This is a genomic window from Teichococcus aestuarii (assembly GCF_003116135.1).
Lineage (GTDB): Bacteria > Pseudomonadota > Alphaproteobacteria > Acetobacterales > Acetobacteraceae > Pseudoroseomonas > Pseudoroseomonas aestuarii.
The window spans coordinates 12,390-26,685 of sequence record NZ_PDOA01000015.1 but is presented as its reverse complement, the minus strand read 5'-3'; the positions used below and the strand labels follow the sequence as shown (position 1 = coordinate 26,685).

Here is a 14,296-nt window from a genome sequence, read left to right as displayed (position 1 = left end):
CGGCCGCCGCGCGGCGCCGGTTGCGCCGGGCGGGCGAAGGCGGCAGGAGAGGCCGCCGGCCAGGAACGGCCGGCCATCGCCGGGAGGATCGGAATCACATGCGGATCGAGCGGGAACTGGAGGGGCTGCGGGCGGCCACGGGCGCGTGGCGGGCGGCGGGGCGGCGCATCGCGCTGGTGCCCACCATGGGGGCGTTGCACGCCGGGCACTTGGCGCTGGTGGCCGAGGCGCGGCGGCGGGCCGAGATCGTCATCACCTCCATCTTCGTCAACCCGCTGCAATTCCTGCCGCATGAGGACCTGGCCCGCTACCCGCGCGACGAGGCGGGCGACCTGGAGAAGCTGCGCGCCGCCGGCTGCGACCTGGCCTGGATGCCCACGCCGGCGGTGATGTACCCGCCCGGCGCCGCCACCGTGGTGGAGCCCGCCGGCCCGGCCGAGGGCTGGGAGGGCGATGAGCGCCCCGGCCATTTCCGCGGCGTGGCCACCGTCTGCACCAAGCTGTTCATGATGACCGGCGCCGACGTGGCGGTGTTCGGCGAGAAGGACTGGCAGCAGCTCCAGGTTATCCGCCGCGTGGTGGCGGATCTGCACCTGCCGCTGGAGATCGTCGGCCTGCCCACGGTGCGCGACGCCGACGGGCTGGCGCTCTCCTCCCGCAACCAGCGCCTCTCGCCGGAGCAGCGGGCGCGCGCCGCCGCCCTGCCCCGCCGCCTCCGCGCCGTGGCCAAGGCGCTGGCGGAGGGCCGCCCGGCCGCCCCCACCCTGGCCGAGGCGCGCGAAGGGCTGGCGGCGGACGGGTTCGGCGTCGACTACCTCGCCCTGGTCGTGCCGCACACGCTGAAGCCCTGGACGGAGGGGCAGCACGGCGAGGCCCGCCTGCTCGCCACCGCCCGGCTGGGCGAGGTGCGGCTGCTGGACAACCTGCCCGTCTTCCTGCGGGGCTGACAGCCCGCCCGTCCTGCCGCCGTGGGTCTGCAGCCGCCGGGGCCGCTGTGTCCCGCGGCGCGCATGACACTTTTCCGGTGCCGCTGCGTTGCGGGATGGCGATGAGCACTCCGAACCCCGCCAGCGGCACCGTCCTGCCCCCTCCTCCGTACGCCGAGCAGCCCCTGCTGCGGCCCGGCGACACCGTGTGGCGCGTGGAGCACGCGCCGCGCGCCGCCGTGCTGGTCGATGCCGCCGCCTATTACGGCGCCCTGCGCGAGGCCATGAAGCAGGCGCGCGAGACCATCCTCATCGCGGGCTGGGACATCGACAGCCGCACCCCCCTCGTCGGCCCTTCCGGCGAGGCGACGGACGGGCTGCCCGCCACCCTCGGCCCCTTCCTGGCCGAGCTGGTGCGCCGCCGGCCGCGCCTGCGGGTGAAGCTGCTGCTGTGGGACTACTCGGTGCTCTACGCGCTGGAGCGCGAGCTGCTGCCCGAGCTGGCGCTGCAATGGAACACCCCCGCCCAGATCGAGCTGTGCCTGGATGGCGACGTAGCGTTCGGTGCCTCCCACCACCAGAAGATCGCCGTGATCGACGACACCCTGGCCTTCTCGGGCGGGCTGGACCTTACCATCCGCCGCTGGGACACCCCGGCGCACAACCCGGTCAACCCGCACCGGGTGGACCCCCGCGACGAGACCTACGCCCCCTTCCACGACGTGCAGATGATGGTGGATGGCGAGGCGGCCGGCGCGCTGGCCGATCTGTTCCGCGCCCGCTGGGCGCGTGGCGCCTGCGAGGATCTGCGCCCGCGCGAGCCCGTCCCCCACCGCCCCGCCCCCTGGCCCGCCGAGGTGACGCCGGACCTGACCGAGGTGAAGGTCGGCATCGCCCGCACCCAGGGCAGCTACGAGGGCGAGCCCGAGCTGCGCGAGGTGGAACGCCTGTTCGAGGTGATGATCGACCGCGCCGAGCGCAGCCTCTACATCGAGAACCAGTTCCTCACCGCGCTCGGCCTGGCGCGCCGGCTGGCGGACCGGCTGCGCGCACGGCCGCAGCTGCAGGTGGTCATCCTCGGCCCCAAGACGCATCACACCTGGCTCGAGCACCGCACCATGCTGGCCGGGCGCATCCGCTTCATGACCCTGCTGCGCGAGGCGGGGGTGGCGGACCGGGTGCGGCTGGTCTTCCCGCATGTCGGCACCCGGCGCACGCCGCAGGCCGACGTGATGGTCCATGCCAAGGTCATGATCGTGGACGACAGGGTGCTGCGCATCGGCTCCGCCAATCTCTGCAACCGCTCGATGGGCGCCGACACCGAGTGCGACCTCGTGGTCGAGGCCGAGACGGCGGCGCAGCGCGCCATGGTGGCCGGCGTGCGGAACCGGCTGCTGGCCGAGCACCTCGCCGCCACCCCGGAGCAGGTGGAAGCCCTGGTGCGGGAAGCCGGGCTGTTCGGCGCGCTGGACCGCCTCGGCGGCCGCGCCCACCAGCTGCTGCCGATCGAGGATGGCGAGCTGGAGGAGGGCGAGGCCCTGCCGCAGATCGAGGCGGTGGCCGACCCGGAGCGCCCGCTCGGCTCCGCCATGCTGCTGGCCGATTTCACCAGCGCCGACGGCACGCCGCACGGCCTGCCGCTCTGGGCGCGCGTGGCGCTGGTCGTGGTGCCGGTTCTGCTGCTGGGGGTGGTGTGGCGCTACACGCCGCTCTCGGCCTATCTGAACCCCGAGACCTTCAGCGCCTCCATGCAGAACGCCAACGGCGCCTGGGGGCCGGTCATCGCGCTCGGGCTGTTCATGGCGCTGGGGCTCATCGCCTTCCCCGTCAACGTGCTGATCGTCGCCACGGCGGCCGCCTTCGGGCTGTGGCCGGGGCTGGCCTATGCGGCGGTGGGGGCCATGGTCAGCGCCGTGCTCACCTACCTGCTCGGCCGCAAGGTGGGGCCGAAGCTGCTGCGCAAGCTGCTCGGCCCGCGCATCAACCGCGTCAGCCGCAGCATCGCCCGCAACGGCATCATGGCCGTCACCATGGTGCGGCTGATGCCGGTGGCGCCGTTCACCCTGGTCAACCTGGTGGCCGGTGCCATCCGCATCCCGCTGCTCGACTACACGGTGGGCACGGCGCTGGGCCTGGCGCCCGGGCTGATCCTGATGACGGCGCTGGGCGACCGGCTGCTGCGCATCATGACCGACCCCTCCCTGACCGACATCCTGGGCTTCGCCGCCGTGCTGGTGGCCTGGGGCGGCATGTCCTACGGGCTGCAGAGCCTGGTCTCGTGGTACCGCCGGCGCAGCGCGCGCAGCCAGGCGGGCGCCGAGGGCGCCGAGGCGGAGGCCGGCGCCGCATGAAGCTGCGTGTGATGACCTGGAACATCCACTCCGCCATCGGGCCGGACGGGCGCTACGACCTGGAGCGGGTGCTGGAGCTGATCCGCCGGCACGACCCCGACATCCTGGCGGTGCAGGAGATCGAGAGCCGCAACCGCGGCGACCGCCCCTCCCCCTTCGCCGCGCTGCGCGGGCACTTCGCCGCCCATGCCACGGCCGAGACCCTGCGCGCCGGCGACGGCGCCTATGGCCACATGCTGCTCAGCCGCTGGCCAATGGAGGAGGAGTCGCTGCACGACCTTTCCTACCCCGGGCGGGAGCCGCGCACGGCCATCTCGGCGCGGGTGCGCACGCCGGGCGGCTACCTGGGCGTCATCGCCAGCCATCTCGGCCTGCGCTGGCGCGAGCGGCGGCACCAGGCCGCGCGGCTGGCGGCGCTGGCGCGGCGGCTGCACGGCCCGCTGGTGGTGATGGGCGACTTCAACGACTGGTCCTGGCGCGGCCCGGTCTGGCGCGCCCTGGCGCCGGTGCTGCCGGCGGTGACGCGGCACCGCACCTTCCCCGCGCACCGCCCCCTGCTGCGGCTGGACGAGATCTTCTGCCGCCCCGCCCCCCTGCTCGGCCCGAGCTGGCGCGACCCGCTGGGCCGCGAGGCCTCCGACCACCTGCCGGTGGTGGCCGAGCTGAACCCCGCCGCCCTGCATCCCTCCCGGGCGGCGGAGCCGGGGCGGAAGGCTCCCGGCCCCGCGCAGCCCGCCTTCAGCCTCTCCCCCTGAGGCAAGTGGCTGAGGCGACTGGCTGGTGCGGCTGGCCGCTCCGGTCAGCTCCGGCGGCGCCGCTCCCCATCCTCCCAGAAGGACCGCGCGGCTTCGCGCTGCGCCTCGGGCGCGCTCAGCCCGATGTCGCGCAGCCGCTCGGGCGGCAGCGTACGCAGGGCGGCACGGGTGGTGGCGCGGCGGTGCCACAGCGCCAGCAACACGCGCAGACGCGGCACCGGCGCATTGCTCAGCACATTGATCCGATTGAGCCGGAATATCGCTCCGACCATGACAGAATTTCCCCTGATTGATCCGAGTCAATCTTTGCCACCGGCATATTGCCGCTTCAATAACGGAATTGCCCTCGGTACAATCGGGCCATGACCCAGGACCGTGCCCCCGATTACCGCGCCCTCGCGGACCGGCTTGCCCACAGCCTCGCCGAGGATCTGGCACAGGGCCGCCTGCGCCCGGGCGACCGGCTGCCCACCAGCCGGGACTTCGCGCACCGGCAGGGCATCGCCCCCTCCACCGCCAGCCGCGTCTATGCCGAGCTGGTGCGGCGCGGCGTGGCGGTGGGCGAGGTAGGCCGCGGCACCTTCCTGCGCACCACCCCCACCCTGCCCGCCACCCCGGCCCACGATTCCGAGCCGGCGGGGGTGGTGGACATGGAGGTGAACTTCTCCGTGCTGCCCGAGCAGGGCGCCATGCTGGCCGCCGGTATGGCGCCGCTGGTGGCGCCCGAGATGCTGCAGCGCCTGCTCTCCCGCCCCACCCTGCGCGGCGAGGCCGCCACGCGGGAAGCGGTGGCGCGGCTGATGGGCCGCGGCGGCTGGGCGCCCCAGCCGGAGAACCTGCTCTTCGCCGGGCGCGGGCAGCAGGCGCTGGCCGCCTGCTTCACCGCGCTGATTGAGCCCGGCGAGCGGCTGGGCTTCGAGGCCATGACCTACCCGCTGGCCAAGGCGCTGGCCCTGCGGCTGGGGCTGCAGCCGGTCTCGCTGGCGATGGATGCCGAGGGGCTGCGCCCCGACGCCGTGGCCGCCGCGCACCGTGCCCATCCGCTGCGGCTGCTCTACGTGCAGCCGGACATGCACAACCCGCTGGGCATCACCATGCCCGCCACGCGGCGGCGGGAGCTGGCGGCGCTGTGCCGCGAGCTCGGCATCCTGGTGGTGGAGGACGCGGTCTACACCTTCCTGGCGGAAGACACGGCGGAGCCGCTCGCCGCCCATGCGCCGGAGCGGGTGGTGGTGGTGGACAGCCTCTCCAAGCGGGTGGCGCCGGGCCTGACGCTGGGCTTCCTGGCCACGCCCCCGGCGCTGCGCCACCGGCTGGGGGCTGCGCTGCGGCTGGGCGCCTGGGCGGCGCAAGGCCTGGCCATGGCCGCCGCGACGCGCTGGCTGGAGGATGGCAGCGTGGCCGAGCTGGTGCGCCGCAAGCGGCTGGACGCGGGGCACCGCAACGCGATGGCGCGGGCCATCCTGGGCGAGGCCGGCCTGACCCTGCGCTGCGACCCGCGCGCCTACCACCTGTGGCTGCTGCTGCCCGGCTCCTGGCGGGCGGAAACCTTCGTCGCGGCGGCGGCCCGGCAGCGCATCGCCGTCTCGCCCGCGGCCGAGTTCGCCGCCGGGCCGGGGCATGCGCCGGATGCGGTGCGGCTGGCCCTCGCCGCGCCGGAGGAGGCGGCGCTGCGCCCGGCTCTGGAGACTCTGCGCGACTTGGCGCTGGCCGGCCCGGAAGCCTCGACGATCGGCTAGAACGGACCGCGGGCAGGCCGCTTTGCCTGAACGCAGGAAGATACCCGTGGAAACAGCGGCTTGGAGCCTTTTCCGTGAGCCGGCGCGAACGGGAAAGGCTCCAGAACCGAAGCCGCCGCCGGGGCGCGGCGCGCTCCTACCCCTGGCCGGAGGGCGGCCGGGCGCTGTCCGGCAGCTTTTCCAGCTTCCTCTTCACCTCTTCCTCCTCCGGCGTGAGCGGAACGGGCTGCTCCACCGCGACGCCTTCGGGAACGGCATCGCCGGGGTCGTGGCTGCGGTCGGGGCCGGGAGCGTCTTGCATGACCTTGCCTCCTCACTGTCATGCTGGAAACGGCCAGGCGCGGGATGGTTTCGCCCGGAACCCGGCTCTCCTCTCCCGCATGCGGAAAAATAAGCGCCCGGCCAGGGGATCCAAAGCGGGTCCTGCTGCGTATTGCTCCGGCAACCGGAGCAAGGAGACGCCACGATGCCGCCCGAATGCGCCATCCCGGAGACCCTCTGCCCCAGCCCCCTCAGCACCCTGCCGGAGCGGCTGATGCAGGCCTTCCTCAGCGCCTGCGATGCCGGCGAGACGTTGCTGGCCTGGCACCTGCTGCAGATGATGGAGAGCTATCTGTGGCGCCTGCCGCCCGGGCGCCTGGCGGCGCGGGATCAGGCGGCCCTGGTGGCCGGCCACCGCCTGCTGTGGAGCCTGGTGCGGGGCGGCTAGAGCGCCTTCCCTTCGCGCCCGCTCACGGAAAAGGCGCTATGTCGCGGCCTTTGCGGACATCCTTATCCGGCCAGGAGATCCCGCCCTGCCGGATGGTGCTCTTGCGAAGATGGCGCACCCTGAGGGACTCGAACCCCCAACCAACCGGGTAGAAGCCGGTTGCTCTGTCCAGTTGAGCTAAGGGTGCGGAGCCGGCCGGAAGGCCGGGTCGGTCAGTGGGTCCAGTTCTCGGCGCGGCCGTAGCGGAAGTTCTCGGCGTAGGATTTCGGCTTGATCTCCGGCTCCCGCAGCTCCGCCTCGACGTCGTAGGGGATGTTGTTGGCCCGCGCATAGGCCTCGGCCGCCTCGCGGGTGGAGAAGCTGATGCGGAGCTGGGTGCGGGTGTCGCCCGAGCCCCACCAGCCGGTCAGCGGGTCCGTGCGGCGCGCCTCGGCCGGGGCGAAGGTCAGCAGCCAGCCACCGGTGCGCGCCTTGCCGGACTGCATGGCCGAGCGCGGCTGGCGGTGGATTCGGGCGGTGGCGATGTCACGGCTCATGCGGTTCGCAGCTCCCGGCAGGGGCTGGCGGGCAGGCCCGCCGGTGAAGGAAGTATCGGGGCGAGAGGATTCGAACCTCCGGCCCTCTGCTCCCAAAGCAGATGCGCTACCAGGCTGCGCTACGCCCCGACTGCCGCGCAACCTATGGGCAGAGGCGCCGCTCGGCAAGCACCTTCGCGCAAACTCCGGTGCGCGCCGGGCACGGGCCGCGGCCCTCAGCCGATGCGCTCGCTCCCGCCCATCCAGGGCCGCAGCACCTCGGGGATGAGCACGCTGCCATCCGCCTGCTGGTGCGTCTCCAGCACCGCGATCAGCGCCCGCCCGACGGCGACGCCGGAGCCGTTCAGCGTGTGCAGGAAGGCGGTGCCGCCCTTGCTCCCCTGGGCCGCCTCGGGGCGGTAGCGGGCGTTCATGCGGCGGGCCTGGAAGTCGCCGCAATTGGAGCAGGAGGAGATCTCGCGCCATGCCCCCTGCCCCGGAAGCCACACTTCCAGGTCGTAGGTCTTGGTGGCGGAGAAGCCGGTGTCGCCGGCGCAGAGCAGCACCCGGCGCCAGACGAGGCCGAGCTCCGTCAGCACCCGCTCGGCGCATTGCGTCATGCGCTCATGCTCGGCCGCAGAATCCTCCGGCCGGGTGATGGCCACCATCTCCGCCTTGCTGAACTGGTGCTGGCGCAGCATCCCGCGCGTGTCGCGCCCCGCGCTGCCCGCCTCGGAGCGGAAGCAGGGGGAGAGCGCGGTGAAGCGCAGCGGCAGGGTGTTCTCGGCCACGATCTCGCCGGCCACGAGGTTGGTCAGCGGCACCTCGGCCGTCGGGATCAGCCAGCGGCCATCGGTGGTGCGGAACAGATCCTCGGAGAATTTGGGGAGCTGGCCGGTGCCGTACATAGTGGCGTCGTTCACCAGCAGCGGCACGGAGGTCTCGCTATAGCCGTGCTCGTCGACATGCAGCGAGATCATGTACTGGCCGAGGGCGCGCTCCAGCCGCGCCAGGGCGCCGCGCAGCACGGTGAAGCGGGCGCCGGCCAGCTTGGCGGCGGCGCCGAAATCCATCAGCCCCAGCGCCTCGCCGATCTCGAAATGCTGCTTCGGCGCGAAGCCCAGCTCGGGCGGCGCGCCATGCTGGTGCAGCACCACATTGTCCGCCTCGTCCCGCCCCTCGGGCACGGCGGGGTCCAGCAGGTTGGGCAGCGCCTCCAGCAGCGCGGTCTGCGCGGCGTCGGCGGCGCGGGCCTCGGCGTCGAGCGCCTCCATCCGGGCGCGCAGCGCCGTGCCCTCGGCCTCCAGCGCCGCCGTGTCGCCGCCCTGCCGCTTGGCCTGGCCGATCTCCTTGGAGAGCTGGTTGCGGCGGGACTGCGCCTCCTGCGCCGTGGTCTGGGCGGCGCGGCGGGCGGCGTCCTGCGCCAGGATCGCCTCCGCCGAGGGCGGCAGGCCACGCCGCGCCAGGGCGGCGTCGAAGCCCGCCGGGTCGGCGCGGACAATGCGGATGTCGTGCATGGCTTGGGCTCAGCTCTTGTCGTCGTCGTCGCGCTTGGGCGTCACCCAGCCGGCGGCCAGGATGGAGATCTCGTAGAGAAGGATCAGCGGCACGGCGAGGCCGACCTGGCTGATGATGTCGGGCGGCGTGATGACGGCGGCGACCACGAACATGCCGACGATGGCGTAGCGCCGGCCCTTCTTCAGCCCGGCCACCGAGACGATGCCCACCTTGGCCATCAGCGTCAGCGCCACCGGCAGCTGGAAGGCGATGCCGAAGGCCAGGATCATGTGCATGACGAGGCTGAGATACTCGCTGACCTTGGCTTCCAGCTGCACCGGCAGCGCGCCGGTGCCCGGCGGCGTCTCGAAGGAGATGAAGAACTTCCAGGCCAGCGGAAAGATGAAGTAGTAGGCCAGCGCCGCGCCCAGCAGGAACAGCACCGGCGAGGCCAGCAGGAAGGGCAGCAGCGCCTTCTTCTCGCTGCGGTAGAGGCCGGGCGCGATGAACAGCCAGAGCTGCGTCGCCCACATCGGGAAGCTGATGAAGACGGCGCCGAACATCGCCACCTTCAGGTAGGTGAAGAAGGCCTCATAGAGCGCGGTGAAGATCATCCGCCGCTCGCCGCCCGATTGCTGGTGCAGGATGTCGGCCAGCGGGCGGGCCAGGAAGCCGTAGATCTGGGCGGAGAAGTAATAGCAGAGCGCGAAGGCGATGATGAAGGCGCCGAGCGACCAGAGCAGGCGCGTGCGCAGCTCCAGCAGATGCTCGATCAGCGGCATCGGCTTGTCGTCGATGATGTCTTCCTGTTCGCGGGCCACGGCGGCGGCTCAGACGCTGGAGGTGGGCTTGGCCGCGCCCGTGTCGGACACGGTCGGGCCAGGCGCGGACGAGCCAGGCGCGGACAAGCCAGCCGCGGACGGGCCGGGCGCGGGGGAAGCGTTCGGGGTGTGGCTCATCGCGGGGCTGCTCTCCGCCGGCCGCGCGGGGCCGGGATTGGTGTCGCGGCCGGTCTCGGCGGCGAGGCTGGGCGGCACGAAGGCCGGCGGGCCGGCCGGGCGCGTCGGCTCCGGCGCGGCGGCGGGCGATTCGGGGCCGTGGATCTGGCCGCCGGCGGGGCTGGCGCCCTCCCCGGCCGCGGCCGGCGTGGTACCCGTCGTGGTGCTCGTCGGGGCGTCGGCGGCGGGCGTCGGCTTCCAGGCGTCCTTCAGCGGGTCGTCGTTGAAGGTGCGGCGGATCTCGCCATCCTGGTCGAGATTGCGCTCGATCGTGCTCTTGATGTCGAAGCTGCGGATATCGCGGATCTGGTCCCGCACATCCTCGAGCTTCGCCTCGCGCACCAGCTCATCCGCGTGGCTCTGGAACTCGGAGGCCATGCGGCGCAGCTTCTGCACCCCTTTGGCCACGCTGCGGATGGCGTCCGGCAGGTCCTTCGGCCCGATGACGACGACCGCGACGACCGCGATAAGGGCAATCTCGGACCAGGCTAAATCGAACATGTGCTTCCCATCTCCCCCAGGCGGGGTTGCCCCTGGCGGGGGCCGCTTCCGTTAGCAGGAACGGGCGGCAGCGCCAATCTTGGCCCGTGCATTTCCCGGCTCCCGCATTCTCCGCGGCTCCCCGCGCGTTATCTAGGGGCTCGCGGCCGAAAACACGAAGGCCCGCTCCGGGTCCAGCGCCAGCCCCAGCCGGTCGCCGCGCGCCAGGCGCGGCCCGGGCGGCAGGCGGGCATGCAGGTGCAGCGGCGCGCCGCCCTCCCCGCCCGGCACCGCCAGGTGCACCATGGTGCTGGCGCCGAGCAGGCGGGACGCCTCGACCACCGCCGCCACCCCCTGCCCCTCCGGCAGCAGCCGCAGCCCCTCGGGGCGCAGCAGCAGCTCGGCCGGGCCGTCCGGCAGGGCGGCGGGCACGCTGCCCAGCGCGGCCCGCGCCACCCCACCCGAGACGGTGGCCGGCAGCGCATTCACCTCGCCGAGGAAGGTGGCGACGAAGCGGCTGGCGGGGCGCAGATACAGCTCCTCCGGCGTGCCGAGCTGCTCCACCCGGCCGCCGCGCAGCAGCGCGATGCGGTCGGCCATGAACATCGCCTCCTCCGCGTCATGCGTCACGATCAGCGTGGCGATGCCGGCCGATTGCAGCACGTGCAGCGTGTCGTCCCGCACCCGCTCGCGCAGCCGGGCGTCGAGGCTGGCGAAGGCCTCGTCCAGCAGCAGCACGGCCGGGCGCGGGGCGAGCGCACGGGCCAGCGCCACCCGCTGCTGCTGCCCGCCCGAGAGCATGTGCGGATAGGCTTCGGCGAAGGCGCCGAGGCCGACCCGCTCCAGCGCCTCCGCCACCTGCGCGGCGCGCGCGGCGCGCGGCAGGGCGCCGAGGCCGAAGCCCACGTTGCGCGCCACGGTCAGGTGCGGGAACAGCGCGTAGTCCTGGAAGACGAAGCCGGCGCGGCGGGCCTCGGGCGGCTCCTCCCGCCCCGCCTCGGCCACCACCCGGCCGCCGATGGCGATGCGCCCCACCTGCAGCGCCTCCAGCCCCGCCACGAGGCGCAGCAGCGTGGTCTTGCCATCGCCCGAGGGGCCGAGCAGGCAGAGGATCTCGCCCGCCCCCACCGTCAGGTCGATGCCGCGCAGCACCTCGCGCGTGCCGAAGGCATGGCGGATGCCGGACAGCTCCAGGCTCACGGCGCCATTCCCTGCCCCGGGCCCAGGCCGGGCTGAGCCTCGCCGGCCAGCAGCTCCTCGCGGCGCGGCAGGTCGGTCAGCTCGCGCAGGCCGAACTGCTCGAGGAAGCGCGGCGTGGTGCCCCACAGGCTGGGCCGGCCCGGCACCTCCTTGCGGCCGCGCGGGGCGATGAGGCCGTGCTCCAGCAGCGTCTCCAGCGTCGCCTGGGAGAGGCTGGTGCCGCGGATCTCCTCGATCTCGGGCCGCGTCACCGGCTGGTGGTAGGCGATGATGGCCAGCGCCTCCATCGCCACGCGCGGCAGGCGGCGCGGCACCTCCACCACGCGGGTCAGCAGCGGCGCGAGGTCGGGCGCGGTGCGGAAGGCGTAGCCGCCCGCCACTTCGGTGAGCTGCACGCCGCGCCCGGCATAGCGGGCGGCCAGCAGCGTCATCACCGCCTCGGCGCGCAGGCCGGGGGGCAGCAGCTCCTGCAGCCGCTCGGGTGGCACGGGGCGGTCGGCGGCGAAGACCAGCGCCTCGGCCAGCCGCAGCGCGTGCTCCAGCGGCGCGATGCCGGCGGGGTCATGGCCGGGGTCTTCAGGCGGCGGCGTCATGGCTCTGCTCCTCGGGCATCACGGCCCCGGCCCCATCCTGCTGCGCACCGCCCGCGCGGGCGGTGCGCAGCAGGATGGGGCCGAAGGCGGTTTCCTGCCGCAGCTCGATACCGCCGCCGCGGGCCATCTCCAAGCCGGCGATGAGGGTGGCGGCCAGCGCCGCGCGGCGCTCCACCGGGTCGCGCAGCGCGGGCGGCAGGAAGCGCTGCAGCTCCCCCCAGCCGGGCAGCGTGCCGATCAGGCCCTGCAACTGCTCCAGCGCCTCCTGCACCGTCCAGAGCCGGCGCGGCACGGGGCGGTAGGGGCGCTTCGCATGGGCGCGGCGCAGCGCCTCCACATAACCGCGCAGCAGCGCCGGCAGGTCGGCGGAGAGGCCGCTGCGGTCCTGCCGCAGCAGCCGCTCTGGCGCGCCGCGCGCCAGCACCTCCTGGCCGAGCTGCGGGCGGGCACCGAGCCAGCGGGCGGCGGCGCGCATCCGCTCCAGCTCGGCCAGCCGCTCGGCGAGCTGGCCGGCCAGCGCCTCGGCGTCCTCCTCCTGCTCCGGGTCCTCGGGCAGCAGCAGGCGGGATTTCAGCCAGGCCAGCCAGGCGGCCATCACCAGCCAGTCGGCGGCGATCTCCAGCCGCACCCGCCGCGCCCCCTCGATGACGGCGAGGTACTGGTCCACCAGCGCCAGGATGGAGAGGCGGGCGATGTCCACCTTCTGCGCCCGCGCCAGCTCCAGCAGCAGGTCGAGCGGCCCCTCATAGCCCTCCAGGCTGACATGCAGCACCTCGGGCGGCGGCGCCGGCGCGGCCGCGCCGGTCATGGCCCGTGGCCGGCCAGCCAGAGGATGGCGCGAAAGCCAGGCCCGGTGACGATGCCGGCGATCCAGCCGATCGGGTCCAGCCCGTCCGAGAGGCGCGGCAGCACGAAGATCAGCAGCATGACGATGAGCAGCCCGGCCGGCTCCAGCCGCGCCAGCGGCTCGGCCAGCGGGCGCGGCAGCAGCCCCACCAGGATGCGCCCGCCATCCAGCGGCGGGATGGGCATCAGGTTGAACAGCGCCAGCAGCAGGTTGGCCATGATGGAGAGCACGATGAAGCGCACCATCAGCTCCAGCGCCTCGGGCGGCAGCACGCCGTTGAGCTGCTCCACCGGGTGGCCGAGCATGGCGGCGCACCAGGCGAGGAAGACGTTCATCGCCGGCCCCGCCGCCGCCACCAGCACCATGCCGTAGCGCGGGTTGCGCAGCTTCCAGATGTTCACCGGCACCGGCTTGGCCCAGCCGAACATCGCCTCCACCCGGCCGATGGTCAGCAGCTGCACCGCCAGCAGGATGCCGGGCAGGATGAGGGTGCCCACCTTGTCCACATGCCGCAGCGGGTTGAGGCTGAGCCGGCCCTCGCGCTGCGCCGTGTCGTCGCCCAGCGCCAGCGCGGCGTAGCCATGCGCCGCCTCGTGCAGCGTGATGGCGAGGACCGTGGCGAGGATCGCGATGGCGAGCTCGGGCAGCCAGCCGGTCACGCGGCGTCCCGCAGCAGCGCGTCGCGCCGCGCCGCCAGGGCGGCCATCAGGTCGGAGAGCGCGGCGGCGGGGGCGGCGGCGCTGGCGGCCTGCATGGCGTCGCGCGCGGCGGCGAGGCGCTCCAGCGCGGCGTCGGTCAGCGGCGCGCTGGCCTCCAGCACGTCCTGGCTCTCCGCCAGCACGCCGCTGCAATGCAGGGCGATGTCGCAGCCCGCCCGCAGCGCGCCCGCCGCGCGCTCGCCCGGCGTGCCGGAAAGCGCGCCCATCGCCAGGTCGTCCGAGACCAGCACGCCGGAGAAGCCGATCTCGCCGCGGATGATGTCGCGGATGATGCCGGGCGAGAGGGTGGCGGGGCGCGTGGCGTCCAGCGCCTCGAACAGCAGGTGCGCCGTCATGCCCCAGGCGCCGCTGCCGGCGAGCGCGGCGAAGGGCGCGAAATCATCGGCCAGGGCGGCGCGCGGCGCATCGACGCGCGGCAGCTCCAGGTGGCTGTCCACCATTGCGCGGCCATGCCCGGGCATGTGCTTGACGACGGGGATGACGCCCCCCGCCTGCAGCCCCGCCACCCAGGCGGCGCCGAGCCGTGCCACCTCCTCCGGCCGGGCGGAGAAGCCGCGGTCCCCCACCACCGAGTGCCGCCCCGGCAGGCGCAGATCCAGCACCGGGGCGCAGACCACGTCGAAGCCGGCGGCGCTGCATTCCAGCGCCAGCAGCGTGGCGTTGGCCCGCGCCGCCTCGGCGTCGCGCTCCTCGAACAGGGCGGCGGGCGGGAAGGCCGGCCAGTGCGGCGGCCGCAGCCGCGCCACGCGCCCGCCCTCCTGGTCCACCAGCACCGGCGCCGCCTCGCCCAGCTCGGCGCGGATGGCGCCGGTCAGCGCGCGGAGCTGCACCGGGTCGCGCACGTTGCGCGCGAACAGGATGGCGCCGAGCGGCCGCATCCGGCGCAGCATCGCCGCCTCCTCGGCCAGCAGCACGGGGCCGGAGAGGCCGATGATGGCGGCGCGCGGCGTGCTCATGGGTATCCCTG

General features: G+C 74.0%; 16 protein-coding genes and 2 tRNA genes. 5 read left to right on the top strand and 13 right to left on the bottom strand.

What is annotated here, in order from left to right; translation table 11 throughout:
• The first annotated feature begins 98 nt into the window (after positions 1–98).
• The 3 genes from panC (at position 99) to CR165_RS18115 (ending at position 4,032) form a co-directional block, all read left to right on the top strand.
• Positions 99–947, top strand: coding sequence for a pantoate--beta-alanine ligase (gene panC / locus CR165_RS18125; RefSeq protein ID WP_109518354.1), 849 nt, complete (start codon positions 99–101; stop codon positions 945–947).
• 101 nt (positions 948–1,048) lie between these two features.
• The gene (locus tag CR165_RS18120) at positions 1,049–3,277 is read left to right on the top strand and encodes a VTT domain-containing protein (protein ID WP_109518408.1); all 2,229 of its coding nucleotides are present in this window, start codon (positions 1,049–1,051) and stop codon (positions 3,275–3,277) included.
• On the top strand, positions 3,274–4,032 hold the full coding sequence (locus CR165_RS18115) for an endonuclease/exonuclease/phosphatase family protein (protein ID WP_109518353.1): 759 nt from the start codon (positions 3,274–3,276) through the stop codon (positions 4,030–4,032). Before CR165_RS18120 ends, CR165_RS18115 begins: the two co-directional genes overlap by 4 nt.
• A 44-nt stretch (positions 4,033–4,076) precedes the next feature.
• On the opposite strand, the gene CR165_RS18110 is transcribed toward CR165_RS18115, so the two are convergent.
• On the bottom strand, positions 4,077–4,250 hold the full coding sequence (locus CR165_RS18110) for a DUF1127 domain-containing protein (protein ID WP_219929782.1): 174 nt from the start codon (positions 4,248–4,250) through the stop codon (positions 4,077–4,079).
• Positions 4,251–4,394: 144 nt separating this feature from the next.
• On the opposite strand from CR165_RS18110, the gene CR165_RS18105 reads away from it, so the two are divergent.
• Positions 4,395–5,771, top strand: a complete 1,377-nt coding sequence (locus CR165_RS18105; RefSeq protein ID WP_109518351.1) for an aminotransferase-like domain-containing protein — start codon at positions 4,395–4,397, stop codon at positions 5,769–5,771.
• A 136-nt stretch (positions 5,772–5,907) separates the two neighbouring features.
• Here the strand turns inward: CR165_RS18105 and CR165_RS25125 are convergent, their stop codons facing one another.
• Positions 5,908–6,072 (bottom strand): hypothetical protein, encoded by a 165-nt coding sequence (locus CR165_RS25125; RefSeq protein WP_181378224.1) that lies wholly within the window; start codon positions 6,070–6,072, stop codon positions 5,908–5,910.
• 165 nt (positions 6,073–6,237) lie between these two features.
• Here CR165_RS25125 and CR165_RS18100 point away from each other — a divergent pair, with 165 nt between their 5' ends.
• On the top strand, positions 6,238–6,480 hold the full coding sequence (locus CR165_RS18100) for a hypothetical protein (RefSeq protein WP_109518350.1): 243 nt from the start codon (positions 6,238–6,240) through the stop codon (positions 6,478–6,480).
• Between the two features lie 110 nt (positions 6,481–6,590).
• Here CR165_RS18100 and CR165_RS18095 read toward each other — a convergent pair.
• From CR165_RS18095 to nagZ, 11 genes are all read right to left on the bottom strand, one after another.
• Positions 6,591–6,667, bottom strand: a tRNA-Arg gene (locus CR165_RS18095).
• Positions 6,668–6,692: 25 nt separating this feature from the next.
• The gene (locus CR165_RS18090) at positions 6,693–7,016 is read right to left on the bottom strand and encodes an NADH dehydrogenase ubiquinone Fe-S protein 4 (protein ID WP_109518349.1); all 324 of its coding nucleotides are present in this window, start codon (positions 7,014–7,016) and stop codon (positions 6,693–6,695) included.
• Between the two features lie 55 nt (positions 7,017–7,071).
• A tRNA-Pro gene (locus CR165_RS18085) sits at positions 7,072–7,145 on the bottom strand.
• 86 nt (positions 7,146–7,231) lie between these two features.
• The gene (gene serS / locus CR165_RS18080) at positions 7,232–8,512 is read right to left on the bottom strand and encodes a serine--tRNA ligase (RefSeq protein WP_109518348.1); all 1,281 of its coding nucleotides are present in this window, start codon (positions 8,510–8,512) and stop codon (positions 7,232–7,234) included.
• Between the two features lie 9 nt (positions 8,513–8,521).
• Positions 8,522–9,274, bottom strand: a complete 753-nt coding sequence (gene tatC, locus CR165_RS18075) for a twin-arginine translocase subunit TatC (protein WP_109518407.1) — start codon at positions 9,272–9,274, stop codon at positions 8,522–8,524.
• 48 nt (positions 9,275–9,322) lie between these two features.
• Positions 9,323–9,991 (bottom strand): Sec-independent protein translocase protein TatB, encoded by a 669-nt coding sequence (gene tatB, locus CR165_RS25720; protein ID WP_245906562.1) that lies wholly within the window; start codon positions 9,989–9,991, stop codon positions 9,323–9,325.
• Between the two features lie 132 nt (positions 9,992–10,123).
• Positions 10,124–11,170 (bottom strand): ABC transporter ATP-binding protein, encoded by a 1,047-nt coding sequence (locus tag CR165_RS18065; RefSeq protein WP_109518347.1) that lies wholly within the window; start codon positions 11,168–11,170, stop codon positions 10,124–10,126.
• Complete coding sequence (scpB, locus tag CR165_RS18060; RefSeq protein ID WP_109518346.1) at positions 11,167–11,763, bottom strand: SMC-Scp complex subunit ScpB; 597 nt, start codon at positions 11,761–11,763, stop codon at positions 11,167–11,169. The genes CR165_RS18065 and scpB overlap by 4 nt, the downstream gene beginning before the upstream one ends.
• The gene (locus tag CR165_RS18055) at positions 11,747–12,571 is read right to left on the bottom strand and encodes a segregation and condensation protein A (RefSeq protein WP_109518345.1); all 825 of its coding nucleotides are present in this window, start codon (positions 12,569–12,571) and stop codon (positions 11,747–11,749) included. Before CR165_RS18055 ends, scpB begins: the two co-directional genes overlap by 17 nt.
• The gene (locus CR165_RS18050; RefSeq protein ID WP_109518344.1) at positions 12,568–13,269 is read right to left on the bottom strand and encodes a site-2 protease family protein; all 702 of its coding nucleotides are present in this window, start codon (positions 13,267–13,269) and stop codon (positions 12,568–12,570) included. Before CR165_RS18050 ends, CR165_RS18055 begins: the two co-directional genes overlap by 4 nt.
• Positions 13,266–14,285, bottom strand: coding sequence for a beta-N-acetylhexosaminidase (gene nagZ / locus CR165_RS18045; protein ID WP_109518343.1), 1,020 nt, complete (start codon positions 14,283–14,285; stop codon positions 13,266–13,268). Before nagZ ends, CR165_RS18050 begins: the two co-directional genes overlap by 4 nt.
• Between the last annotated feature and the right edge of the window lie 11 nt (positions 14,286–14,296).